Source organism: Blautia sp. An249, assembly GCF_002159835.1.
Lineage (GTDB): Bacteria > Bacillota > Clostridia > Lachnospirales > Lachnospiraceae > Blautia_A > Blautia_A avistercoris.
Genome location: NZ_NFJL01000009.1, coordinates 1 through 26,029, shown reverse-complemented (window position 1 = coordinate 26,029; position 26,029 = coordinate 1). Strand labels below are relative to the sequence as shown.

Genomic DNA, 26,029 nt, shown 5'->3' with positions numbered 1-26,029 from the left:
CTGCATACTTTTTTTGTGCATTAAATACTTACAGATTAATCCGGATTAATCTGGGACGGAATCCGTCTTTGTCCAGAGCCTCTACAATTTTCTTTTTATGCTCTGTTCCAAACGCTTCCATGGTAACTTTCAGTTCCACTGCCGCATTCCGGTTGGTGCTTACAAACTGATTGTGATCCAGTTTGATGACATTTCCCTGATTTTCGGCAATGATCGTAGCTACTCTTACCAGTTCTCCTGCCCGATCCGGCAGTAAAACAGATACGGTAAAGATACGATCTCTCTGAATCAGACCATGCTGTACCACAGAAGACATGGTAATCACATCCATGTTGCCGCCACTTAAAATGGATACGATTTTCTTATTTTTTACATCCATGTGACGCAGAGCGGCAACGGTTAAAAGTCCGGAATTTTCCACAATCATTTTATGATTTTCGACCATATCCAGGAAGGCCACAATCAGTTCATCGTCTTCTATGGTGATAATTCCGTCCAGATTTTCCTGCAGATAAGGGAAAATTACATCTCCCGGGGTCTGTACCGCCGTACCATCGGCAATGGTATTTACTTTAGGCAGGGTGCATACTTCCCCCTTTTCCATAGAAGCCTTTAAACAGGCAGCCCCTGCCGGTTCTACGCCGATAACTTTAATATGCGGATTCAGAAGTTTCGCCAGAGTAGATACGCCGGTGGCAAGTCCGCCTCCTCCTACGGGAACTAAAATGTAGTCCACAAGAGGCAGTTCCTGTACTATTTCCATAGTAATCGTTCCCTGACCGGTAGCGACTGCCGGATCGTTAAACGGATGAATAAAGGTATATCCTTCCTGCTCCGCCAGTTCCATTGCATGGGCGCAGGCTTCGTCGTATACATCTCCGTGCAGGATGACTTCTGCCCCATAACTCTTGGTTCTTTCCACTTTAATTAGCGGCGTAGTAGTAGGCATTACGATTACGGCTTTCACTCCGTATTTTTTCGCCGCATAAGCCACACCCTGCGCATGGTTTCCTGCGGAAGCGGTAATCAGGCCTTTATTTCTTTCCTCCTCAGAAAGGGTACTGATTTTATAATAAGCGCCCCTTACCTTATAGGCTCCTGTTCTCTGCATATTTTCCGGCTTGAAATAAATCTTATTTCCCGTTAAATCGCTGAAATAACTGCTGTAAATCAGTTTTGTCTCCTGTGTCACCTTTTTTACGATTTCCGACGCTTCTTCAAACTTGTCTAATGTCAGCATAATTGTACTCTCCTTTATCCTTCTTCCTGATCTGATACATTGAATAATGCATTTACAAATTCTTCTGCATCAAACTTCTGTAAATCATCAATGGTTTCTCCCACGCCAATATATTTCACCGGGATATCCAGCTCAGACTGAATTGCCACTGCAATTCCTCCCTTTGCCGTACCATCCAGCTTCGTTAAAATGATTCCGGTCACATTGGCCACTTCGGCAAACTGGCGGGCCTGTGCCAGTGCATTCTGTCCTGTGGTACCGTCCAGAACTACCAGTGTTTCCAGATAGGCTTCCGGGTACTCTTTCTCCAGAATCCGGTAGATTTTTCGGAGTTCTTCCATCAGATTCTTTTTATTATGCAGCCGTCCGGCTGTATCACACAAGAGAATGTCTGCATTTCTGGCCTTGGCTGCCGCTACGGCATCGTATACCACAGAGGCCGGATCTGCCCCCGGCTGACCGCCTATGATTTCCACGCCTGCCCGGTTTGCCCACTGAGTAAGCTGTTCTCCCGCTGCTGCACGGAAGGTATCCGCAGCCGCCAGAATCACTTTTTTCCCCTGCTCTTTCAGTTTTCCTGCCAGTTTGCCAACGGAAGTGGTTTTTCCCACCCCGTTGACCCCGATTACCAGAACCACTGATTTCTGATTTTCAAATTTATATTCTGTATTGTCAACTTCCATCTGCTGTTTAATGCTGTTCAGCAAAAGCTGCTTGCATTCCTGCGGATCTTTAATATGCTGCTGTGCAACCTGCTCCTTTAAGTTCTCTATAATCGCTGTGGTAGCGTTAATTCCAATATCTCCCATGACTAAGATTTCTTCGATTTCTTCATAAAAATCTTCATCAATGCTGGAAAATCCGCTGAAAATAGAATCAATCCCAGATACGATATTATCCCTTGTCTTCGCCAGTCCGCTGACCAGCCGCTTAAAAAACCCTTTCTTTTCCTCTGCCATCTCTTCCCTCCTACTTATCCAGTGCATTCTCCACTAAATCCACAGATACCAGCGTAGAAACGCCTTTCTCCTGCATGGTAATTCCATAAAGACGATCTGCGGCATTCATAGTTCCACGCCTGTGTGTAATTATAATAAATTGTGTATTTTTCGTCAACTTTTTCAGATAGCCTGCGAACCGATCCACATTGGAATCATCCAATGCAGCTTCAATTTCATCCAGAAGACAAAAAGGCGAGGGCTTTAAATTCTGAATAGCGAACAGCAGGGCAATTGCCGTAAGGGCTTTTTCCCCTCCTGACAATTGCATCATATTCTGCAGCTTTTTCCCCGGGGGCTGAGAAATAATCTTAATCCCTGCCTCCAGAATGTCTTCCTCCTGGGATAATTCCAGGGTTCCCTTTCCTCCGCCGAACAGTTCTTTAAAGGCTTTGTCGAATTCTCTCTGAATATCTTTAAATTTCTCTGCAAACTGGCGGCGCATTCCTTCATCCAGCTCCTGCACAATTCCCATTAAAGTCTGTTCTGCTCTGGTTAAATCCTCATACTGAGCAGATAAAAAGGCATGTCTTTCTGAAACGTCTTTGTAATCTTCAATAGCGTTCACATTTACGTTTCCCAGTTTTCGTATCTCGTCTTTTTTCTCACTGACCTTTTTCTTCAGCAGAGACCGATCCGCATACTCTTCTTTCCGGTACTCCTTTGCCTGGCCGGGAGTGATTTCATATTCTTCCCACAAGTAGCTGATCTGGCCCTCCTGAATGTCTTCCAGTTTTTCAATCTGACTGTTCAGCCGGAAGCATTCCTTATCCAGCCGGCTGATATGAGAAGATAATTCATCCCGTTTCTCAAAAAAGCTCCTGTGACTTCTGGAGATAGCTTCTTTTTCTTTCACATATCCTTCCATCCGGGCCTTTGCCTCTTCCTCTGTCATAGAAGCCTGACGGACGTCTTCCAGAATTTCTTCTGTTTCCTGCTTCCGGTTTTCTATCTCCTGCTGCCATAGTTTAAGATTTTTTTCAATTTCCTGCTGCTCCTGCAGATATTTTTCCTGTTCCTGACGGATACGGCTGAGATTTTCTTTCAGGAAACTCTCTTTTTGTACTGCCTGGGAGGATTCCATCCGGATCTTCTCCAGTTCTTTTTGTCCCTGTCCTTCTTCTTCCCTTAACTGATCCAGTTCCTTTTGCTTTGTTTCAATAAAAGCTTCCAGTTCTTTCTCATCTCTGGAAGAAGCTTCCAGCTCCTCCCGGATTGCCTGATGGCTGTTCTGGATTTCCCTGGTCTGCCGCAGAATCTCATCATGCTCCATCTGAATCTGACGGTATCCTTCCTGGATTTCCGTTCCTTTTTGTTTCATCTGCTCCATCTGAAGTTTCGCTGTATTCTGCAGGATGTATTGTTTCTGCATCTTTTCGTGGAACTGTGCGATCGTATCCCTTAACAGATTTCTCTGTTTCCGGTTTTCTTCAATTGCATGCTGCATCTCATCCATATCTTTTTTCAGAGCAGCTACGCTGGATTCCAATTCCTCTATTTCCCGGCGTCTTCCCAGAAGATTGCTGGTGCTTTTAAAGGCGCCTCCTGTCATAGAACCTCCGGGATTAAGAGATTCTCCTTCAATGGTAACCATACGCAGGGTATGACGGTACTTTTTTCCAATGGCAATGGCGTGATCAATCTGATCCACTACCAGGGTACGTCCCAGAAGATATTTTACCAGCCCCTCATATTCCTGATCTGCCTGTACAAGTTCATGGGCCAGTCCAATAACACCCGGCTCCTTCAGAGCGTCTTTCTGGTTGAATTCCCCTCGGCTGGTAACTGTACTTAACGGCAGAAATGTGGCCCGCCCATAACGGTTCTTTTTCAGAAAGCCGATCATCTGTTTGGCCGTCTGCTCGTTGTCTGTAACAATATTCTGGATGCTGCCTCCAAGGGCCGTCTCAATGGCCGTTTCATAGCTTTTCTTTACTTTGATAATATCCGCCACCACACCCTTAATCCCGGTGATATGTTTTTTCTGTTCCATTACTTTCCGAATGCTGTTCCCATAGCCGTCGTAGCGTTCCGTAATGTTTTTCAGGGACTCCAGACGGGAGGACTCTCTGTGGTAAGCTGTATGCCCCACATCCATCTGTTCATTTTGTTTCCGGATTTCTTCCTGAAGCCTTTTTACTTCTTCATCCATCTGGATGCTTTCTTCTTTCATCTGCTTCAGTCTTTTGGTAATGGCGTCATATTCTTCTTTCGTTTTCCGGAAGACGGACTGCTGCTGTTCTTCTTCTGTTTTTAAAGTTAAGGTTCTCTGATTTAATTCTGCACGACGGATTCCGATCTGCTCCATCATAGCGTCATAACGCTGGGCTTTGCCTCTGGTATTGGCGCGGCTGTTCAAAAGTTCAATAATCTCGCTCTTACCACCTTCTACGGCTTCTGCACACTCTCCTATAGCGTCTTCCAGTTTCTGAACCCGCATCTCTTCCCGGGTTAAACGGCTTTTTACTGCTTTCTGGGTTTCTTCCAGTTCTTCTTTTTGTTTCTGATAATCTTTTATCTCCGCCTTTCTCCTCTGAATTTCTTCCAGTATGGTCTCCAGACGGTTCTGATAATGTTCCTGATTCTGCTGCGCCGCATAGATCTGCTCCTGAAGAACGTCTTTTTGCCCCTCCAGCTGTTGTTTTTTCAGAGCTTCATTTTGAGAAATTTCTCTGGCCTCATCCATTTTTGCATTCAGGGAATCTAACTGGCTTTCTAATTTCTCATACTCCGTTTTTATCTCCTGGAATTGTTCTCTGGAAGTTTCCAGATCCCCCTGGGTGTTCTGACTTTTTTCTTCCAGCTCTTCCAGCTGCTTACGGATATGATCGGCCTCTAAAAGGAACAGATTCATATCCAGTTCTTTCACTTCTTCCTTTTTTGCCAGATACAGTCTGGCCGTCTCTGACTGCTTTCTGAGAGGCTCTAACTGTCTGGTCAGCTCGGTGAGAATATCCGTCACACGAACCAGGTTCTGTTTCTCTTCTTCCAGTTTCTTTAAGGTCGTGTTTTTACGTCGTTTAAATTTGACGATTCCTGCGGCCTCGTCAAAGAGTTCTCTCCTCTCTTCCGGCTTTCCGCTTAATATTTTATCAATCTGGCCCTGGCCGATAATGGAGTATCCCTCTTTACCGATTCCTGTATCGTAAAACATTTCATTTATATCTTTCAGACGACACCCGCTGCCATTGATCAGATATTCACTTTCTCCTGAACGGTAGAGTCTTCTTGTGACAGTGACCTCTTTATAATCCACTGCCAGCTTGTGATCTCCGTTATCCAGCGTAATTGCCACAGAGGCATAACTTAAAGGCTTTCTGTTCTCTGTCCCGGCAAAAATCACATCCTGCATGTTTCCGCCCCGAAGCTGCTTGGCGCTCTGCTCTCCCAGAACCCAGCGTACTGCATCTGCCACATTACTTTTTCCGCTTCCATTGGGGCCTACAATTCCTGTTATTCCATTGTGGAATTCAAAATTGATTTTCTGGGCAAAAGATTTGAAGCCCTGTACCTCAATGCTCTTTAAGTACATAATTCCCCTTCCCGGCTTTTCAGTCGTTTTACAGCCTCATATGCGGCCGCCTGTTCCGCCGCTTTTTTTGTATGTCCGCTGCCCTGTCCCACGGATTTTCCTGCCACAAGGGCTTCTACGGTAAACTTTTTATCATGGTCCGGACCTTCTTCCTTCAACAGGTGGTAAGCAATCTGGTTTTTCCCTTTTCCCTGTACGAATTCCTGCAAGATGGTTTTGCTATCAAAAAAGAGCTGTTTATTTTCCAGGTCATTTAAAATATGGTTCAAAATAAACTCTTTTGCATTAGCAAACCCACCGTCCAGATAAATGGCTCCGATTAAGGCCTCCGCCGCATCAGAAATAATGGAGTCCCTTTTTCTTCCTCCTGTCAGTTCCTCTCCTTTTCCAAGCAGAAGAAAAGCCGGAAGTCCCATCTCCCTGGCAGAAAATGCCAGAGCCGGCTCACAGACCATACTGGCCCTTTTCTTAGTCAGTTCTCCTTCTGAAAGTTTCGGAAATTTGCCGTACAGATACTCACTGCTGACAATTTCAAGTACTGCGTCTCCTAAAAATTCCAGTCGCTCATTGCAGTTTAATTTTCCCAGATTATGTTCGTTTGCATAAGAGCTGTGGGTCATTGCCTGTTTCAATAACTTTTTATCCTGAAACTGATATTCTGATATTTCCTCTAATTTTTCTAACATTTTCATCCTCATTTCTAAAATACAGAAGCTGCTGCAGAATAAATACATTCTGCAACAGCCTCATTTTTCCTGTTTTCAGCCGATCGCTCTGCGAATTTCCTCTGCTGCCGCTCCCACGGAAGTAATCTTTTCTGCGGTTTCATTATCGATTTCAATATCGAACTCTTCTTCAATCCCCATAACGATCTGAAAAATATCCAGGGAATCTGCTCCCAAATCATCCACAAATGTGGTCTCTTCTGTAATCTCCTCTGTATCCACATTTAAAACATCTGCGATAATCTGTTTTAACTTTTCCAGTTCCACATTCATGTCCCCCTTTCTGAATATTGCTTTTATTTTTCAGGCGTATCGCCGGCTTCTTCCGCTAAATGCTCTTTTATTCTCTCATTGATTCTCTGTTTCTTAAAATCCACACACTGGAAAATACCGTTTCTGATTTCCACGGCTGTGGCGCTTCCATGGGTCTTGACCACAAGCCCTTTTAATCCCAGCAGGGGGGCTCCCCCGTGCTCGCCGGCGTCAAAAGATTTCAGGGTGGCTTTCAAAGCCGGTTTCACAAGCAAAGCTCCTATCTTGCTTCTCAAAGTGCTCATCATACCTTCTTTTACTTTGGAAATCAAAGTTGCTCCCACGCCTTCATATAATTTCAGAATTACATTTCCCACAAAGGCTTCGCATACAATTACATCCGCATAGCCTGCCGGAATATCTCTGGCCTCAATACTTCCAATGAAGTTCAGGCCTTTGCATGCTTTCAGAAGCGGAAATGTTTCTTTAACCAGTGCATTCCCCTTTTCTTCTTCTGCACCGATATTTACGATGGCAACTTTCGGGTTTTTAATCCCTACCACATTTTCCATATAAATGGCCCCCATTTTGGCAAACTGTACCAGATGGGACGCCCTTGCGTCCACATTGGCGCCGCAGTCAATTAACAGGGAAACACCTTTGGCAGTGGGAATCAAAGGTGCCAGAGGCGGCCGTTCCACTCCTTTTAATCTTCCCACCAGTACCTGTCCGCCAACTAAAACGGCTCCCGTACTTCCAGAGGAAATAAAAGCGTCAGCCTCCTGATGTTTTACCATCATCAGCCCCTTCACAATGGAAGAGTCTTTTTTCTTCCGGATTGCCATTACCGGAGGTTCTGCCGTCTCTATGACTTCTCCGGCATCTTCAATCCGGATGGCTGTCTTATTATATTCATATTTATCGAGCTCCCGCTGAATCTCCTGCTGACGTCCCGTTAATATCACCTGAATATCTTCCCGGCCTTTCACAGCTTCGACAGCTGCCTGTACCGGTACCCGGGGTGCATAATCTCCCCCCATGGCGTCTACTACAATTCTTGTTTTCTCAGACATTTGTAATCCTCCTGCTACATCTAAAAAATATCATATAGACATTCTTTTGAAAAGTCAATAGGCTTGCCCCTATCCCCGTGGATTTTTGTCTGCCTTCTCTAAAAATTCTGCCAACTGATCATAACATTTTTCTGCATCTTCATAGCCTTCGTTGTACAGTTTCGTTAATTTTTCCCTGTTTTTTTCGATTCTTCCGATTTCTACCGGTTTTTTCGGACGGATAACAAATACTTTTCCCGCCTTTTCTCCCTTTTCAATTAATTTTAAGGTCCGGTTATAATGGAGATGCCGGTTTTTCATCTGCTCCACCAGTTTCGGATACTTTTTATAGCGTGCCTTTAAAAGAGGCATCATGGAGTTAGGGGATTTCCGATAGGAACTATCCCTGGTTAATATTACCACATTCCATTTGTTTCCGTTTTTTAAGGACTGCTCCAGAGGAATCGAGTCGCTGATTCCGCCGTCCAGATAAGGAACTCCTTCAATCCACACCATTTTTGAAACCAGAGGCAGAGAACTGGAAGCCTGGATTGCCGAAATATCTTTATGCATTTCTCTGACCGGATAATATACCGGCTCTCCGGTCACACAGTTGGTAAGAACTGCATAGAACTTTCCCTGATACTTCATAAAAGTATCATAATCGTATTGATTTAATTTATCGGGTATGGTGTGATATAACATTTCTGCGCCAAACAGGTTGCCGGTTTTCACCAGGCTTCTTACGCTGCAGTACTGGGGATCGTCCAGATACTGTACGTTCACATCGAACGCCCGGCCTCTCTGTTTGGATAAATAACTGCAGGCATGGCAGCTTCCTGCCGAAACTCCGTAGATTTCTTTAAATTCAATCTCTTTATCCAGAAAGAAATCCAGGATACCCGCGGTGTAAACTCCCCGCATTCCTCCGCCTTCTAATATCAGTCCCGCATGATGCATTTATTCCACCTCCAGCATATTTCCGTCCAGACAGGCTACTTTCAGCTCGTCTTTCACATAAGTCAGTTTCAGAGAAAAAAACGGCGCCTCTTCTGCCAGCAGTTTCAGAAAAATCCGATCTCCCGTCCATAAATTCAGATCTTTGATTTCTTCTTTGGGAATCCATTTCAAATCCCCTTCTCTGCATTGCTGCAGCTCTCCTTCAAAGCCGTCTGCCGTATAAAGACACATATATTCTGTCCCGTACCCTTCCTGGGTAAACGTAACCAGACCACGAAAACGATAGGAGGTAAGAGAAAGCCCTGTTTCTTCATGGACTTCCCGCAGCAGACAGTCCTCCGGACTTTCCCCTGTTTCGAAATGGCCGCCTACTCCAATCCATTTTCCTTTATTTACATCCTTCTCTTTCCGTATCCGGTGCATCATCAGATAGCATCCGTCTTTTTCTATATAACACAGTGTTGTCATATTTGACTTTCCCATGTTTCCTCAACCTTTCCATACCTTTTTTGATATAAAGAAAATGGTGTCGGAATAATCCAACACCATTACACTCTTTTCCAGTCTTAGTCTTCTACTTTAATAATTTCCTTCTTGTTATAGCTTCCACAAGCTTTACATACTCTATGAGGCATCATTAAAGCACCGCATTTGCTGCATTTCACCAAGTTTGGAGCACTCATTTTCCATGTTGCTCTTCTCTTATCTCTTCTTGCTTTAGAAGTTTTATTTTTTGGACAGATGGACATCGGTTACACCTCCTTAAATTTGCTAAATATATCACTGATTGCCGCCATCCGCGGATCCAGACTGGTTCTGTCACACTGACAGGTACCCTCATTTAAATTCTGGCCGCACCGGCTGCAGATTCCTTTGCAGTCTTCTTTACACAGAACCTTCAAAGGCCAGTTAATCAGCACCTCATTACAGATCAATAAATCCGTATCCAGGTCCAATCCTGTGATATAGTCACTCTCATCTAAGTCCTTTATCCTATCTTCCCTGGATTGCTTCATATCCAGTTTGCTCTGAAAATGCAAATCAAAGTCAACCGGAACCTCCTTCAGACACCTGTCACAGGGCATTGGAATTACCAGTTTCACATCACAGGTTAATTCCAGAACCTTGTTACCGGTATTTATAATCTGCAAATGCAGAGGAGATTTTTCCGCAATCTTAAAACTTCCCAATTCAGACTTTATCACATCGACAGTTACAGGAACCTCCATGTTCTCAGTCTTCCCAGTCTGGGATACGATATCTGACAAATGAACTAGCATAAACAAGTCTCCTAATCACACCTAATGAATTATACCGACTCCCCGCAGTTTTGTCAACGGTTAATTTTCCGTCTTCTTTAAACCAGAGCCAAAGTTTCTCTTGCAATTGCAAGCTCTTCGTTGGTAGGCATTAACATAACCTTTACTTTGGAATCCGGTGCGGAAATCATGGTAGCTTTTCCTCTTACGTTGTTTGCTTCTTCGTCAATCTTAACCCCTGCATAGGTAAGGCTGTCGCAGACTTCTTTTCTGGTATCCGCGTCGTTTTCTCCTACACCTGCTGTAAATGCAATGGCATCTACACCATTCATAGCTGCAATATAAGCGCCTACATATTTGATGACACGGTAGCGGAATGCATCCAGAGCCACTTCTGCCAGATGATTGCCTTCTTCTTTCGCCTTTTCAACATCACGGAAATCGCTGGAGATGCCGGTCATACCCAGAATACCGGATTTTTTATTTAAAATATCCAGCATTTCGTCAACGCTGATATTTTCATGGTTGCAGATGAACTGAACAACAGCCGGATCCACGTCACCGCTTCGGGTACCCATAATCAGACCTTCCAGAGGGGTCAGACCCATGCTGGTGTCCACACATTTGCCGCCGATGGAAGCGGAAATACTTGCACCGTTTCCAAGATGACAAACGATTACCTTTGCTGTTTCCGGATCCAGTCCTGCAAATTTGATAGCTTCTCCGGATACGAATTTATGGCTGGTTCCGTGGAAACCGTATCTGCGGATGCCGTATTTCTCATAATATTCATGAGGAATTGCATACATACATGCTTTTTCCGGCATGGACATACCGAAAGCCGTATCGAATACAGCTACGTTTGGTTTGCCCGGCATTGCATGTTCACATGCTTCGATACCAATCAGGTTTGCCGGATTATGTAACGGTCCGAGAGGGAAACATTCCCGGATAACTCTCTTCACATCCTCATTTACAACGATGGAATCACTGTATACGGTACCTGCATGAAGTACGCGGTGACCGATAGCAGAAATATCATCCTTGCTGGCAATCACGCCGTGTTCTGCATCCTGTAAAGCATCCAGAACCAGCTGTACAGCCACTTTATGATCCGGCATTTCCTTCTCGATTACAAATTCTCCTTTTCCGGCCGGCTTATGGGTCAGCTTGGAGCCTGCAATACCGATTCTTTCACAAAGGCCTTTTGCTAATACATTTTCGTTTTCCATATCAATTAACTGATATTTTAAAGAGGAACTTCCGCAGTTAATAACTAATATTTTCATTCTTGTTTCTCCTTTAACTTCGTTTTTTACTGATTCTGGCACTGTACTGCTGTGATTGCCACTACGCCTACAATATCGCTGGCAGAGCATCCTCTGGATAAGTCGTTAACCGGGGCTGCAATTCCCTGGGTCATCGGACCGTATGCTTCTGCTTTTGCCAGTCTCTGTACCAGTTTGTAACCGATATTTCCTGCATCCAGATCCGGGAAGATCAAAACATTTGCCTGTCCTGCAACTGTGCTTTCAGGAGCCTTGGAAGCACCTACAGAAGGAACGATTGCTGCATCAAGCTGCAGTTCTCCGTCTAACTGCAGCTCCGGAGCCATCTCTTTTGCTGCTTTCACTGCTTCTACAACTTTTGTAACATCATCATGTTTTGCGCTTCCTTTAGAAGAATGAGACAGCATTGCCACTTTCGGTTCTTTTCCTACCAGCATTTTGAAGCTTTCTGCAGAAGATACTGCAATTGCTGCCAGCTCTTCGGAAGTCGGATTCTGATTTAATCCGCAGTCGCCAAATACGAACGTACCGTTTTCCCCGTATTCACAATTCGGCACTTCCATTAAGAAAAATGCGGAAACCAGTTTCGTGCCTGGTTTTGTCTTCAGAATCTGAAGACTTGGTCTTAAGGTGTCGGCGGTTGAATGACATGCACCGGAAACCATTCCGTCTGCATCTCCCATCTTAACCATCATTACGCCGTAGTAGGTTCTCTGATTCAGCATAATGTCTTTTGCCTGTTCCTGAGTCATTCCCTTTTTCTGTCTTAATTCCACTAATTTGTCAATATAGGACTGTGTTTTATCGGAAGTTGCCGGATCTACGATTACTGCTCCCGTAATATCAAGCCCTTCTGCATCTTTCCTGATCTGCTCTTCATTTCCAATTAAAACAATATTTGCAAGTCCTTCTTTCAGTATCTGAGCAGTTGCCTCCAGAGTTCTTCTGTCTTCGCTCTCCGGAAGAACAATGGTTTTCTTGTTCGCTCTGGCTTTTTCCTTGATTACATCAATAAATCCCATGATTAAATGGCTCCTTTCGTATTTTACTCGCTGTTTTTATTATAACTCCTGGCCCCTTGTATTTCAAGCATTTCAATGGTAGAATACTGGAAACTGTCATGTATTTTTTGAGGTGCAATTTCTATGAAAGTTACTGGTATAATCGCAGAATATAATCCTTTCCACAATGGACATGAATATCAGATGAAAACCGTTCGGCAGGCCCTGAATCCTGACTTTTTGATTGTTGTCTTAAGCGGGGATCACGTACAGAGAGGAACCCCTGCTCTTCTTGACAAATTTTCCAGAACACAGATGGCTCTTTGCTGCGGCGCCGATCTGGTTCTGGAACTTCCGGTTTCCTACTCCTGCTCAAGCGCCGAATACTTTGCCGAAGGAGCCGTTTCTCTCCTCCATGGCCTTGGGGTGGTAACCCACTTATGTTTCGGATGTGAGACTCCCCGACAGGAGCTGTTTATTAAGACCGCCTCCCTCTTAAATCAGGAACCCCCTTCTTACCGGCAGGCATTAAAAGCCTCTTTAAAAAAAGGGCTGCCTTACCCTGCTGCCAGAGCCGGGGCTCTTACTGCCTGTCTGCATCCGAATCAGGCTGATTCAGAGGAAGCGGCTTTGCTTCGTTCCCCTAACAATCTGTTAGGGGTGGAATACTGCCGGGTACTTGACAAACTGCACAGTCCCATAAAACCCTGGCCTATTCTCCGGGTAGGATCCGGGTATCATGAGCAGTCTTTTTCAGATCCTGACAGCTACCCCTCTGCCTCTGCCATCCGCAGCTATCTTTCTGCCCATTCGGATTTAAACGGGCTGTATAGCCAGATGCCCCGGACTGCCGCCCGGCTTTTGCAAAAGGCCGTCAAAGAGCGCAGAAACATTCTGGAAGACGATTATTCTCTGTTGTTACAGACGCAGCTTTTAAGGGAATCCCTATTATCTTTAACAGAATATCTGGATCTCTCAGAAGAATTAAGCCGCAGAATTATAAGAAACCGGAACCAGTTTCAGTCCTTTTCTCAGTTTTGCCGGCTTTTAAAAACAAAGGAGGTTACCTATACCCGGATTCAGCGCTCTCTCCTGCATGTTCTGTTAAACTTAAAGGAAATTTATCCGGTTTCTTACGCCAGAGTCCTGGGCTTTCGCAAAGAGTCGGCAGAGCTGCTTCACCGGATAAAAAAGGAAGGCAGTCTCCCTCTGCTTACCAAACTGGCCAATGCCCGGGAGATTCTATCCCCCTCCGGACAGAAACTTCTGGCTCAGGATGTCTTTGCCTCCAATTTTTATCAGGCCGTCTCCAGCCAGAAAAGCGGACTTCCTTTCATCCACGAATATCAGAAGCCGATTATAATTCAGGAATAAGAATAAAAAATGTCGTTTTCCAATGCTTCTTGTTCACATTGGAAAACGACATTTTTCTATTAGTTTTTAAAACTATGGATGGGAGCCGGAATTCTTCCGCCTCTTGCCACAAATCTCTCACAGGAGAAGGAATTCACCGGCATAATCGGCGCATAGCCCAAAAGTCCTCCGAATTCTACGGTCTCGCCCACATCTTTTCCGATAACAGGGATGAGACGTACGGCTGTAGTCTTCTGATTCACCATTCCCAGCGCTGCCTCGTCTGCAATGATTCCGGAAATGGTACTTGCACTTGTATCTCCGGGAATTGCAATCATATCCAGACCCACAGAGCAGACACAAGTCATGGCTTCCAGTTTTTCCAGATTCAGAGCGCCTGCATTAACCGCATCAATCATTCCCTGATCCTCGCTGACAGGAATAAATGCTCCGCTTAAACCGCCCACGGCAGTGGACGCCATAACGCCGCCCTTTTTCACCTGGTCGTTCAAAAGAGCCAAAGCTGCTGTTGTTCCGGGGGCGCCGGCCCGCTCCAGTCCAATCTCTTCGAGAATCTCAGCCACACTGTCTCCCATAGCCGGTGTGGGGGCAAGGGACAAATCGATAATACCAAAGGGAACCCCCAGACGTCTGGAGGCCTCCTGAGCCACCAGCTGTCCCACACGCGTTACCTTAAAGGCTGTCCGTTTAATCATTTCACATAAGGTTTCGAAATCTTTTCCTCTTACTTTTTCCAGAGCCGTTTTTACCACTCCCGGGCCGCTGACTCCCACATTGATAATGGTATCTGCCTCCGTTACCCCGTGAAAAGCTCCTGCCATAAAAGGATTGTCATCCGGCGCATTGCAGAATACCACCAGTTTGGCACATCCCAGGGAATCCTGGCTTTCTGTCTTTCTGGCTGTCTCCAGAACCATCTCTCCCATCAGCTTTACTGCATCCATGTTAATCCCCGTTTTCGTGGAACCTACGTTCACAGAACTGCAGACACGTTCTGTGCAGGCCAGGGCCTCCGGAATAGAACGAATCAGATTTTCATCCGCCGGCGTCATTCCTTTGGATACCAGCGCGGAATACCCTCCGATAAAGTTCACGCCCACCTCATGGGCTGCCCTGTCTAAGGTCTGTGCCAGAGTTACAAAATCCTCCGGGCTTTTGCAGGCGGCTCCCCCGATAAGACTGATGGGAGTTACAGAAATCCGTTTGTTGACAATGGGAATTCCGTATTCTCTTTCGATCTGGTTCCCCACTTCCACCAGATTCTGCGCCTTTTTCGTAATCTTTTCATAGACTTTCCGATTCACTTCCTCCAGATCGGCATCAATGCAGTCCAGCAGGCTGATTCCCATAGTAATGGTACGCACGTCCAGGTTTTCCTGCTCGATCATTTTATTGGTTTCATTTACTTCAAATATGTTAATCATCTGTGTCTCCCTTCGGTTTAAATACGGTGCATTTTGTTGAAAATGTCTTCATGCTGGCAGCGGATAACAACTCCGATTTCCTCTCCCAGTGTTTCCAGATCCCTTACCATATCTCCAAATTCTTTCACAGACTGATTGGTGTCTACAACCATCATCATATTAAAATATCCCTGTACAATGGTCTGGGAAATATCCAGCACATTGATGTTGTTTCCTGCCAGATACGTGCAGACTTTTGCAATAATCCCCACAGTGTCGTTTCCTACTACAGTAATAATAGTTTTTTTCATAATAATATTCTCCTCCTATACGGTAACTAAGTCAGAAACACAGTTTCTCTTTGCTACCTGAATTTTAAAATCTTTTGACTGATAGGGATTATCTCCCAGCGTTACTTCCTGACATACGGTCTCGTAAGCCAGCTCTTCATAATTGTTCTCTTTACTTAAATGCCCTAAAAGCACAGCTTTTAAATGGTCATGGAGCAGCCTGCACAGCAGTCTTCCTGCATTTTCATTGGATAAATGCCCCTTATCCCCTAAAATTCTCTGTTTCAGGTAATAGGGATAGCTGCCCACCTGAAGCATCCGAATGTCGTGATTGGCTTCCAGAAGCAATGCATCCAGATTCTGTAGTTTTCCTACTATGTACTCATCGTATTTTCCCAAATCCGTGGCAATTCCTATGGATTTGTTCTCATGTTCCAGCCGGTATCCCACCGGCTGTGCCGCATCATGGGGAATCTGGAAGGGTTTAATCACCATATCTTTAATCTGAAAGGGAATATCCTCCTGAATCTCACGGAAAATCCCCTCCGGAAGCTTTCCAACGCTGGACATCCGGCAGATCGCTTCTATGGTTCCTCTGGTGGCATAAATGGGAAGTCCGTACTTTCTGGCCAGCACACCCAGTCCTTTCATATGATCGGAATGTTCATGGGTAATTAAAATCCCGTCCATATCTCTCGAAGTCATATCTATGGCATTTAAGCCCTCTTCCACTTTCTTTCCGCTGATTCCCACATCCACCAGTACATGGGTACTTTCCGTTCCCACATAAATACAATTGCCGCTGCTGCCGCTGGCAATGCTACATATTCTCATACTCTCTGACCCTTTCTGCGATCTGACGGCAGGTTTTCTCTATTTCCCCGTTATTTTCAATCTGATAATCACATCGCGCTTTGAATTCTTCTTCTGAAAGCTGCCGATCCATCGTCTGCTGAATCCGCTCCTCAGAATACTGGCGGCTGTCCTTTAATCTTTTCTTTCTGACAGCCTCATCTGCATAAATATACCACACCTCGTCACAAAATGCATCATAATGATCTTCAAAAAATAACGCTGCTTCTATAAACAGAAATTTTTTGCCCTCTTTTTCTTTCCTGGATTTCTCCTGAAGAATGTATTTCCTAACCGCAGGATGAATAATTCCATTTAACTGCTTTAAAAGATCCGGCGAGGAAAATACCAGGGCCGCCACTTTTTTTCGGTCAATTTTTTCCTGTTCTCCCAGGATCTGCCTCCCCAGAAGCCTGACCACCGGCTGATAACAGGCGCCCTCCGGTTCCAGCAGCAGGTGTCCGATTTTATCTGCCTCCAGCACATCTGCCTGAAACCGGTTCTTCAGATAAGACAGCACCGTACTCTTTCCTGCTCCTACTCCTCCCGTAATTCCTATGGTTCTCATTGTTTCCCTCTTTGTCTCTTATTTTGCTTCATACCAACTGTTTCCCACCTGCATATCCACTTCCAGTTCCACCTGAAGACGGGCAGCCCCTTTCATTTCCTCTTCCAGAATCCGGGAAACCCGCTCCACTTCATTTACCGGCGCTTCAATCAGAAGTTCATCGTGAACCTGAAGAAGCAGTCTGGATTTGAGTCCTTCTTTTTTCAGTCTCTGCCAGACCCGGTTCATGGCAATCTTAATGATGTCCGCTGCCGTTCCCTGAATAGGTGAATTCATGGCCACCCGTTCTCCGAAAGAACGCTGCATGAAATTACTGGATTTCAATTCCGGAATAGGCCGTCTGCGGCCAAACAAAGTCTCCACGTATCCTTTTTCCTTTCCCTGGGCAACCAAATCATCCAGGAATCCTTTAATTTTCGGATAGGTTTCAAAATACTTTTCAATATACTGGGCCGCTTCTTTCCTGCTGATACTTAAATCCTGGGAAAGCCCGAAAGAACTGATTCCATAGACAATTCCGAAGTTTACCGCCTTCGCATTTCTTCTCTGAAGAGGAGTTACTTCTTCAAAGGGGGTATGGAATACCTGAGAAGCTGTCAGTCTGTGTATATCCTGTGCCTGGCGGTAGGCCTGTATCAATTTCTCGTCGTTGGACATGTGAGCCAGAACCCGCAGTTCAATCTGAGAGTAATCGGCATCCAGAAATACCCATCCGTCTTCTGGTACAAAAACCTTGCGGATCAGCCTTCCCAGTTCCATTCTCACAGGAATATTCTGCAGATTCGGTTCCGTGCTGCTGATACGTCCTGTAGCGGTAATAGTCTGATTAAATGTGGAATGAATCCTTCCGTCTTCCCTGATTTCATTTCCCAGACCGTCCGCGTATGTGGACTTTAATTTTGTCAGCTGTCTGTATTCTAAAATGTCTTTTACAATTTCATGATCCGCAGAAAGTTTTTCCAGTACATCCGCCGCTGTGGAGTATCCGGTCTTCGTCTTTTTTCCTCCGGGAAGCTGCATCTTTTCAAATAAAATCACGCCCAGCTGTTTGGGCGAATTGATATTGAATTCTTCCCCTGCCTCTTCCCAGATTTTCTTTTCCAGCTCCACAATCCGTATTTTCAGTTTATCTCCATAGCGTTTCAGTTCCTGAGCCTCTGCCCGGATTCCCAGTTTCTCCATAGAATCCAGCGCAAAAACCAGGGGCATTTCGATTTCCCGGAACACTCTTTGCATACCGGCCGTCTCAAGTTCCTTTTCAATTTCCGGTCTGGTGCAAAATGCTGTATAAGCCATATAGCAGGCCATCTGCGCCAGCTCTTCCTCTTTTTCCAGAAGTGCTTTTTCATAAGAAAGTTTTCCCAGAAGTTCTTCTCTGGCAGGAAACAGTTCTTTTAAGTATTCCCGGGCCAGATCGTCGTACGTATAAGAAGATTTCAGCGGATTCAGCAGATAGGCCCCGATTCCGCAGTCAAATACCTGTCGACTGTCTTCTATGGAAAGATACTTTAACATCTCTTTTACATCCATACAGGAAAGAAGGGTTACTCCGGCCAGTTCTTCTGCTTTGGATACCAGATAGGCAGAAGTGATAAATCCCTGCACCGGCAGATAATAAATTTCTTCTTCGGAGACGGCCACACCCACTCCATACACTTCCTGCCCCTGTACCGGGGTTTTCTTTCCGATAATCTGAATACCCACAGTTTCTTTGGACGCAGCTTTCTGAAAAACAGATTCCGCCCCTTCCAGATCCATACAGGTAAAGAATTTTTCTCTGACGTCTGTCTTTCCCTTTTTTCCTTCAAATCTTCCCAACAGGTTTTTAAATTCCAGACGTTTAAATAATTCATAGGCCTCCTGGGTATAAAAATCCGCTACTTTCGCCTCTTCATAGGAAAATCCCACAGGGGAATCCAGACAAATCGTAGCCAGTTCTTTACTTAAAACTGCCTTTTCGTAATTGTTCTTCAGGGATTCCATAGCCTTTTTAGGCTTGATTTCATCCACATGGGCATAGGCATTTTCGATGCTTCCGTATTCCACAATGATTTTCGTGGCCGTTTTTTCTCCCACTCCCGGAATTCCAGGAATATTGTCAGCACTGTCTCCCATTAAAGCCTTCAGCTCAATAATCTGCCTGGGAGTTACCTGGTATTTTTCCAGAACTTCCTGTGTGTGATAGTCCTCAATAGTTGTCTTTCCTCTGTAGGTTTTGGGAATCCGGATTAAAATATGTTCGCTGGCAAGCTGCAGCAAATCTCTGTCTCCGGATAAAATGGTAACTTCCATCCCCTCCCCTTCACTTTGTTTCGCTATCGTTCCCAGTAAATCGTCCGCCTCATACCCCTCCAGGGAGATCTGTTTGATTCCCATGGCCTGCAGCACTTCTTTCATCAAAGGCACCTGTTCTCTCAGTTCTTCCGGCATGGGCTTTCTGGTTCCTTTATACTCCTGAAACATTTTGTGGCGGAAAGTAGGGGCATGAAGATCAAAAGCAACCGCCAGATACTGCGCCTGTTCTTCCTCCAGTATTTTCAGAATGATATTCAAAAATCCATAGACAGCCCCTGTATGGCGTCCTTCTGAATTGGTCAAATCCGGAAGCCCGTAAAAAGCCCGGTTTAAAATACTGTGACCGTCGATTAATAAAATTTTCTCACCCACTGCTTTTCCTCCATCTGCTTGTTTTATTCAGGTCTTCTAATAAATAATATTGTTCATATGAAGCCCGGTTATTCCGAAAAACACCATCAGGCCTAAAACAATCAAAAAGAAAATACCTATCGCAATTGTGCGCTGTATTTTTTTCATATGAACATACTTTTCTTTCTTTTTCAGGTCCAGCTCCAGAAGCTTTTTCATATTCAGAGTTTCCTCTTTTTCTCCGTCCAGATGCTGCATGGCATAATAGACGATAAAATACGTTTCCAGCTCTTCATAGCAGGAGGGACACTCTTTAATATGTTTCAAAAAATCACTTAATTCATCCACAGACAACGTATTCTGGATGTATCCTCCCACCATACTCTCTGCTTTTCTGCAGTCCATTGCCGCCCTCCTGTCTTTTGTATTGCCTTTCTCTTTGTTCTTTCCCTGTTTACTGTCCTTTATTATATCTTTCTGTTCCCAAAAAAGCAACCTGTGGTATAATAACTCTCCGGGGAACAACATCAAAAAGAACGAAAGAAAAGGAGTTTCATGCCATGTTTACATCCAATTATACCCATAAAGTTCAGTATTATGAAACCGATCAGATGGGAATTGTCCATCATTCCAATTATATCCGCTGGTTTGAAGAAGCGAGGATTGTTTTTCTGGAAGAGATTGGATTTCCTTATCAGCGGCTGGAACAGGAAGGTATTCTGAGTCCGGTTATTTCTGTGGACTGCAGCTATAAATCTATGGTCCATTTTGGAGATACGGTGCTTCTTACTGCCCGGGTAGAAAGTTTTAACGGCATTAAGTTAAAGCTTTACTATCAGGTTCTGGATGCACAGACCCAAAAGCTGATGGCCTGCGGCAGCAGCAGTCATTGTTTCTTAAATGAAAAAGGACAGCCCGTTTCTTTAAAACGAAGCCGCCCTGATCTTTACAGCGTTATCTGCTCTTGTATGGAAGAAGCGGCTGATTAACAGCCGCTCTCCATCCTTATTCAATCATTTTGGGAACCGGCAGGCCGTGTTCCAGAATATTCATAAATTCTTCTCCTGTAATTGTCTCATTTTCATACAGATATTTTGCAAGCTCATGAAGCTTAGCCATATTTTCTGTAAGAATTTTCGTGGCTTTTTCATACTGCTGACGTATCAGAGCAATTACTTTCTTATCCAGTAAAGTCTGGGTTTCAAAGGAACAGGCTAAGGAAGCGTCTCCGCCCAGATATTGATTGCTGATATTTTCAAGGGCAACCATACCGAATTCTTCACTCATTCCATACTGGGAAATCATAGCCCGGGCCAGTTTCGTAGCCTGTTCAATGTCATTTGACGCCCCTGTAGTTATGGAATGGAAGATTAATTCCTCTGCTGCCCGGCCTCCTGTGAGGGTTGCAATCTTATTTTCCAGTTCTTCTTTACTCATCAGGAAATGCTCCTTTTCATCTACCTGCATGGTATATCCGAGGGCTCCTGAAGTCCTGGGAATAATCGTAATTTTATGCACAGGAGCAGAATCTGTCTGTTTTGCCGCCACCAGTGCATGACCGATCTCATGATAAGAAACGATCAGCTTTTCCTTATTGGAAAGCACCCGGTTCTTTTTCTGGTATCCTGCAATTACCACTTCAATACTCTCTTCCATATCTGCCTGGGTGGCGAATCGTCTTCCGTCCCTGACTGCACGAAGGGCTGCCTCATTGACCACATTGGCCAGCTCTGCCCCGGAAGCTCCTGCCGCTGCTTTGGCAATCTCATGAAAATCAACGGAATCGGCAATTTTAATCTTTTTTGCATGAACTTTCAGGATTTCTTCTCTTCCCTGTAAGTCCGGCAATTCCACAGGAATTCTCCTGTCGAAACGGCCGGGGCGCAGCAGCGCCGGATCCAGGGAATCCGGCCGGTTGGTAGCCGCCAGAATAACTACGCCTCTGGAACCGTCAAATCCGTCCATCTCTTGCTCCATCACGCTTTTTACCAATAGTATCGATTTCATCAATAAATACGATGCAGGGCGCTTTTTCATTGGCTTGTTTAAACAAGTCTCTGACCTTGGCTGCTCCCATACCTACAAACATTTCTACAAACTCTGAGCCAGAAATAGAAAAGAAGGGTACCTCCGCCTCTCCGGCAACAGCCTTTGCCAACAGTGTTTTTCCCGTTCCGGGAGGGCCTACCAAGAGCGCCCCCTTGGGCATAGAAGCTCCGATTTCTCTGTATTTCTGCGGATTATGCAGATAATCCACAATCTCCGTCAGCAAATCTTTTGCCTCATCTTCTCCTGCCACATCGGTAAATTTAATTCCTGTAGAGGATTTCACATAAATCTTGGCATTACTTTTTCCGAAGGACATCATACCTCCGGGGCCGTTCCCCATAGACTTCATCATTTTTTTACTCAGCCACTGCCCGATTAAAACAAAAAAGGCCAGAGGCAGAACCCAACTTATCAGAAGAGTAAGGATCGGAGACTGCTCCGTTTCAATCTTTGAGGTAAACTCCGCTCCGGAATCCCGCAGCCGGTCCACCAGGGCATTGTCTTCCATCTTCCCGGTCTTATATACCGTTTCTCTCCCATTGTTCCCGGCAGAGAAATAAATGGTATCTCCGTCTACTTCTACCTGCTCTACTTCCCTTTTCTCCAGCATATCCAGAAATGTACCGTAATCGGTTTCTTTAATCCTTCCTTCCCGTACCATGGGAAAAACAAGTAAATTCAGTAAAAGGATGACCAGAATCGCAATGCCGTAATAGAAAATCAAAGGTTTTTTCTCCGGTTTTTTCTCTCTTATATCCAAATACAATCGCCTCCACCTATAGTATTCCAATAACCCGATAAATTATCTGGGGATTGTGTTGTAAAGTACTATAACGCGATTATTTCTGAATGTCAAAAGAGTTTTCTCCAAAATAAGAAGTTTTTAGACTTTTTTCACAATTTCTTTAGAAATATATTTTTAAAAAGAAAAAACCTTGATTTCTCAAGGTTTTCAGACTGCCGATGGCCGGACTCGAACCGGATGATAACCTATTATATAGAAGAAACACATTCCGCTAAAACGTGAAACACCGCATAAATACAGCATTTTAAAGCTTTTTGATTTTTTAATTACATCATGTATTCTTCCGAAAAATACAACTATGCAACACGAAATGCAACACGGAGATGATACAATACTTTCTTTATTAAAATCATACCACATCAAAATATGGTTGACTTTAAGTCCCAAAAAGCATATGATAAGAGTAGCTAAAGAATCGGATTTAGTTCCATGCTTAAGGAAACCCCAGAGAGGCCAGTCTCTGGGGTTTTTGGGGTTAGCTGTCTTTATCGTTCCGGTCTAACCACTTGCGTATGTAATAGCCAGTTACACTTGCCATGACCGAAACAAAGAATCGGATGATATATTCCATGCTCTCACCTCCCTTCTGCTGGAGGTTCGACAGCCTTTTTATTTTACCATACTTTCATGGTCTTTTCTACATTATTACTTCGTGTTTGCCAGCATGTGCGCGGCCACGGCTTTCCAACCGTTTTCTCCACAGATGCCGTCCTGACTCTGTTTGGTATTCTTCTGAAACGTTTTAAAAGCCTTTACATCATCGTCATTAAAGGTTCCGGTCACTTTTGTTCCTAACATCGTCTGTAACATGCTTACACCTACCCCTTTGCTGCCTTTTTTGATATAAGGGAACGTTACTTTATCTAATACTGCTGTCTGCAACTTATTTGCCTCCTCTTCTTTCTTTTTCTGTGCTACAGCTTTGTCTACGGCGTTTTTGGTCTTTAATCCGTACTGGCCGTCCTGGGTTAAACCGTAGGCCTTCTGGGCTGCCTTCACCGCTTTGACGGTGTTATCCCCGTATTCTCCGTCTGCCCCATCCGATCCGCAGGAAAAGCCTAAGTAAATCAAATCTTCCTGGACTTCTTTTACTAAAGCCCCTGTATCTCCTTTTTCTAACCAGTGATTAGCATCAATAACCAGTTCTGCCTCTTCATATCGAAGCACATAATTCCAGGGATAATTCCGGTAGGAACGAATAAGAAATTCTTTCCCTGTCTGGTCTCCCGGCTTTCCTCCCGTCGCCGTCCCCTTTTCATTGATACTTGCTTCTACTTCTTTTCCATTTCCGCAATACATAGCCGTATGATGCACGGTATTTAAAAGGACGTCTCCGCGCTTTAATCCGGATCCTGTAGATAAGTTGCATTTACTTGTCACGTCTTTAAATCCGCACTGGAGGAACACACTCCGCATATTTCCGGTATAGGTGGCTCCTTTCGTTTTCACAGGAACCCCTGCATTTTCATAAGCCTGAATCACGGCGGAAGAACAGTCGTAATCTCCTTTTTCTCCCCACCGGTAAGTCTGGTCATAGCCGTGTGCAGAATCATTCGCCCAGGCTTCCATCTGTTTTATTGCTTTCTCAATTTTACTCATTTTTAACCCCTCCTTGTCATACTGTATCAGGTTGTACTGATTAACCACCGCCATCGTATTGGCCACATAATTACTGCTTGTGGCGTATCCATCCGCTTTGATTGTCTCCAGGTACGTCTGTGGATCCTTAATACCTTTCAAGTTCTGATACCGGGATAACTGGATGAATTCAAAATACCCTTTCACGCCTTCTTCCATGCTGCCATAAACACGGAAATTATCCTTTATTGTAGTCAATGTCCCCGGCTGATACTCTTCCTGTGTGGCCATATTGACAGAAGGGCCTGTCCACTTGGTACCGCATTTCAGCCCGAAATAATTGTGGTACTGGGCTGCCAGCCGGCTTCCTCCCCAGCCGCTCTCTAAGATAGCCTGGGCAATCACAGCGCTGCAGCACTTAATTTCATACTGTGGTGCATATTTCTGTACATACCCGGCGATCTGGGTGATAAATTCTTGTTTTGTCATAATTAAAAGCCCTTTCGTATCTTCCTATTAAAAAAAGAACCCGGAGCGGATTCTTCTTATGATTTTTCTTCCTTTTCGGATTCTTCTTTATTTACCATTTTATCTGCTACTTCCAACCCTTTGATTAAAATTGTGGGTACATGATAGCCGGCCTCCACAAAGTTCTCCAGGATAGACCTTATCTCATTAATAAGCAGGGATGCCAACACAAACCATCCCAGTAAAGTGGTAATCCCTAAATCAATCCCTATGGTTTTTCCAATCTCTATAAAGACGGCAGATGCCCCGAAGGCCACCAGAATCATCAGCCAGTATCCAAGTTTTTTCAGGACTCCTTTCCAGCCTTTTACAGAGTTTTCCTTTCCGGCCATCCGGCTCTTCATCCAACCGGTCACCCAGTCTGCCAAATTTAAAAACAAAAAGGCCACAAACAGGATCCAGTGTTCTCCTAACAGATAAGAGAGCACTGCAATCACTGTTCCAACAACTGCATTATAGCTGTCTATAATCGCTTCTGCGTAATTCATTTTCTTCATATCCTCACTTTCCCTTCTTTTTTTCTTATATGGATGCCTGCCATTCGATATTTGGTGCAAAGCGGCCGGTATGCCCGTTAAAGATTTTGGCTGTAAATCCAGTGGTATCAATATCGATTACGGATAAATTTACTTTTGAGAAGTTTACCTCTGTAGAACCGGAATAAAAGCAGGCCACTACATTGGGGATACTGGCAAACGCTTTCGGGAAGTTGATGCGTTTTTCCGTGATTCCGCTGGCACTTACGGTGATGGCTTCCGATATTCCCGACTGTCTGCTGGCTTCCAGGGTATTCAGACGCTCCACCAGGCTGTTAATGGCTTTTACCAAATCCGCCGATACCTCAGTGTCCAGTTCGGAAAGCGTCCCTACCATCTCCGCAAGCTTCTTCCCCATGCTTGCTGCTAAGATCGAGCTGTCGCTGCTGCTTAGCAGGTTGGCAATGATGACAGGCTTATATCCTAAGTCCTGGTACAGCCCGGAAAAGGCCACGGTCTGTAAATCCGCCAGGTATTTCATGATTCTCCCCAGGTTAACGGTCATCGTTTCATCCGGGGAGATGTTCACGCGGCTGGATGCTTTGGAAAAGGGGATGGTTTCCTGCGCCAGGTCCGGAACTTCCCCAGGCGGCCCCTGGGGACCGATGACGCTCCCTAAATCTATCTCTCTTTTTGCCATACGGATCACTCCTCATAGATGGCATATAAGTGTCCATCTTCCCGGATTTCAAGGTCCGGCGTCTGGCCGGCCGGTCCCTGCGCCCCAGTATCTCCTTTTTCTCCTTTTTCCCCGGTATCCCCTTTCGGCCCCTGCTCTCCGGTGTCTCCTTTTTCGCCCTGGATTCCCTGTTTTCCCTGAGGACCCTGAGGTCCGGTCATACCATTTGCGCCGGAAAGGTCTGTGATGTAGGTATACGATGTACTGCCCTTTACGTACAGTTTGGCGTTGTCTTCATCCTCTACGCTCCCGGTGTCAATCAGGACAAACTGTCCTTCTTTCACACCGTCCGCGGAAAATCCCGCATTCATTTCCGCAATCGATGTAAAAGTTTTGGCAATGGCAAAGGGATCCCCCTTCTCTCCTTTGGGTCCCTGTTCCCCCTGGATGCCCTGCTCCCCCTGGGGCCCGGT

Annotated in this window: 23 protein-coding genes and 2 pseudogenes; 2 read left to right on the top strand and 23 right to left on the bottom strand. The window is 45.0% G+C overall.

Features of this window, described 5'->3' with window-relative positions; translation table 11 throughout:
- Positions 1–28 precede the first annotated feature (28 nt).
- The 12 genes from ilvA to pta all read right to left on the bottom strand — a co-directional run bounded on the left by ilvA (position 29) and on the right by pta (position 12,329).
- On the bottom strand, positions 29–1,240 hold the full coding sequence (gene ilvA, locus B5F53_RS09790; protein WP_087222847.1) for a threonine ammonia-lyase: 1,212 nt from the start codon (positions 1,238–1,240) through the stop codon (positions 29–31).
- A 14-nt stretch (positions 1,241–1,254) separates the two neighbouring features.
- Complete coding sequence (gene ftsY / locus B5F53_RS09785) at positions 1,255–2,199, bottom strand: signal recognition particle-docking protein FtsY (protein ID WP_087222845.1); 945 nt, start codon at positions 2,197–2,199, stop codon at positions 1,255–1,257.
- Between the two features lie 10 nt (positions 2,200–2,209).
- Positions 2,210–5,770 (bottom strand): chromosome segregation protein SMC, encoded by a 3,561-nt coding sequence (gene smc, locus B5F53_RS09780; protein ID WP_087222843.1) that lies wholly within the window; start codon positions 5,768–5,770, stop codon positions 2,210–2,212.
- Positions 5,761–6,462 (bottom strand): ribonuclease III, encoded by a 702-nt coding sequence (gene rnc / locus B5F53_RS09775; protein WP_087223052.1) that lies wholly within the window; start codon positions 6,460–6,462, stop codon positions 5,761–5,763. Before rnc ends, smc begins: the two co-directional genes overlap by 10 nt.
- Positions 6,463–6,531: 69 nt before the next feature.
- Positions 6,532–6,762 (bottom strand): acyl carrier protein, encoded by a 231-nt coding sequence (gene acpP, locus B5F53_RS09770; RefSeq protein WP_087223050.1) that lies wholly within the window; start codon positions 6,760–6,762, stop codon positions 6,532–6,534.
- Between the two features lie 29 nt (positions 6,763–6,791).
- Positions 6,792–7,820 (bottom strand): phosphate acyltransferase PlsX, encoded by a 1,029-nt coding sequence (plsX, locus tag B5F53_RS09765; protein WP_087222841.1) that lies wholly within the window; start codon positions 7,818–7,820, stop codon positions 6,792–6,794.
- 69 nt (positions 7,821–7,889) lie between these two features.
- Complete coding sequence (locus B5F53_RS09760; protein WP_087222839.1) at positions 7,890–8,759, bottom strand: patatin-like phospholipase family protein; 870 nt, start codon at positions 8,757–8,759, stop codon at positions 7,890–7,892.
- Positions 8,760–9,242 (bottom strand): NUDIX hydrolase, encoded by a 483-nt coding sequence (locus tag B5F53_RS09755; protein ID WP_087222837.1) that lies wholly within the window; start codon positions 9,240–9,242, stop codon positions 8,760–8,762.
- 83 nt (positions 9,243–9,325) lie between these two features.
- Positions 9,326–9,508: a 50S ribosomal protein L32 gene (gene rpmF, locus B5F53_RS09750; protein WP_087222835.1), complete on the bottom strand. Its 183-nt coding sequence runs from the start codon at positions 9,506–9,508 to the stop codon at positions 9,326–9,328.
- Between the two features lie 3 nt (positions 9,509–9,511).
- Entirely contained in the window at positions 9,512–10,039 is a 528-nt protein-coding gene (locus B5F53_RS09745; protein WP_087222833.1) for a YceD family protein, read from the bottom strand.
- 77 nt (positions 10,040–10,116) lie between these two features.
- Entirely contained in the window at positions 10,117–11,307 is a 1,191-nt protein-coding gene (locus B5F53_RS09740) for an acetate/propionate family kinase (RefSeq protein ID WP_087222831.1), read from the bottom strand.
- Between the two features lie 26 nt (positions 11,308–11,333).
- Positions 11,334–12,329 (bottom strand): phosphate acetyltransferase, encoded by a 996-nt coding sequence (pta, locus tag B5F53_RS09735; protein WP_087222829.1) that lies wholly within the window; start codon positions 12,327–12,329, stop codon positions 11,334–11,336.
- A 123-nt stretch (positions 12,330–12,452) separates the two neighbouring features.
- Between pta and B5F53_RS09730 the strand changes: the two genes are divergently transcribed.
- On the top strand, positions 12,453–13,682 hold the full coding sequence (locus B5F53_RS09730; RefSeq protein WP_087222827.1) for a nucleotidyltransferase: 1,230 nt from the start codon (positions 12,453–12,455) through the stop codon (positions 13,680–13,682).
- Positions 13,683–13,741: 59 nt separating this feature from the next.
- Here the strand turns inward: B5F53_RS09730 and B5F53_RS09725 are convergent, their stop codons facing one another.
- Genes B5F53_RS09725 through B5F53_RS09700 form a run of 6 tightly spaced genes read right to left on the bottom strand, consistent with a single transcriptional unit; the run spans position 13,742 to position 19,846 of the window.
- On the bottom strand, positions 13,742–15,106 hold the full coding sequence (locus tag B5F53_RS09725) for a PFL family protein (RefSeq protein ID WP_087222825.1): 1,365 nt from the start codon (positions 15,104–15,106) through the stop codon (positions 13,742–13,744).
- 17 nt (positions 15,107–15,123) lie between these two features.
- Positions 15,124–15,396: an ACT domain-containing protein gene (locus B5F53_RS09720; RefSeq protein ID WP_087222823.1), complete on the bottom strand. Its 273-nt coding sequence runs from the start codon at positions 15,394–15,396 to the stop codon at positions 15,124–15,126.
- A 15-nt stretch (positions 15,397–15,411) separates the two neighbouring features.
- Entirely contained in the window at positions 15,412–16,209 is a 798-nt protein-coding gene (locus B5F53_RS09715) for an MBL fold metallo-hydrolase (RefSeq protein ID WP_087222821.1), read from the bottom strand.
- Positions 16,196–16,795, bottom strand: coding sequence for a dephospho-CoA kinase (coaE, locus tag B5F53_RS09710; protein WP_087222818.1), 600 nt, complete (start codon positions 16,793–16,795; stop codon positions 16,196–16,198). Before coaE ends, B5F53_RS09715 begins: the two co-directional genes overlap by 14 nt.
- Before the next feature lie 18 nt (positions 16,796–16,813).
- Positions 16,814–19,462, bottom strand: coding sequence for a DNA polymerase I (polA, locus tag B5F53_RS09705; protein WP_087222816.1), 2,649 nt, complete (start codon positions 19,460–19,462; stop codon positions 16,814–16,816).
- 36 nt (positions 19,463–19,498) lie between these two features.
- Positions 19,499–19,846 (bottom strand): zf-HC2 domain-containing protein, encoded by a 348-nt coding sequence (locus B5F53_RS09700; RefSeq protein ID WP_162610571.1) that lies wholly within the window; start codon positions 19,844–19,846, stop codon positions 19,499–19,501.
- A gap of 155 nt (positions 19,847–20,001) precedes the next feature.
- Here B5F53_RS09700 and B5F53_RS09695 point away from each other — a divergent pair, with 155 nt between their 5' ends.
- Entirely contained in the window at positions 20,002–20,430 is a 429-nt protein-coding gene (locus B5F53_RS09695; RefSeq protein WP_087222812.1) for an acyl-CoA thioesterase, read from the top strand.
- A gap of 16 nt (positions 20,431–20,446) precedes the next feature.
- Here B5F53_RS09695 and ftsH read toward each other — a convergent pair.
- The 5 genes and pseudogenes from ftsH to B5F53_RS09665 form a co-directional block, all read right to left on the bottom strand.
- Positions 20,447–22,244, bottom strand: a pseudogene (ftsH, locus tag B5F53_RS20835) (ATP-dependent zinc metalloprotease FtsH).
- A 696-nt stretch (positions 22,245–22,940) separates the two neighbouring features.
- Positions 22,941–24,362, bottom strand: coding sequence for a glucosaminidase domain-containing protein (locus B5F53_RS09685; RefSeq protein ID WP_242970288.1), 1,422 nt, complete (start codon positions 24,360–24,362; stop codon positions 22,941–22,943).
- Between the two features lie 56 nt (positions 24,363–24,418).
- Positions 24,419–24,898, bottom strand: a complete 480-nt coding sequence (locus tag B5F53_RS09675) for a phage holin family protein (RefSeq protein ID WP_087222810.1) — start codon at positions 24,896–24,898, stop codon at positions 24,419–24,421.
- A 25-nt stretch (positions 24,899–24,923) separates the two neighbouring features.
- Positions 24,924–25,577, bottom strand: coding sequence for an H-type lectin domain-containing protein (locus B5F53_RS09670; RefSeq protein ID WP_087222808.1), 654 nt, complete (start codon positions 25,575–25,577; stop codon positions 24,924–24,926).
- Positions 25,578–25,582: 5 nt separating this feature from the next.
- A pseudogene (locus B5F53_RS09665) lies at positions 25,583–26,029 on the bottom strand (collagen-like protein); the annotation flags it as partial.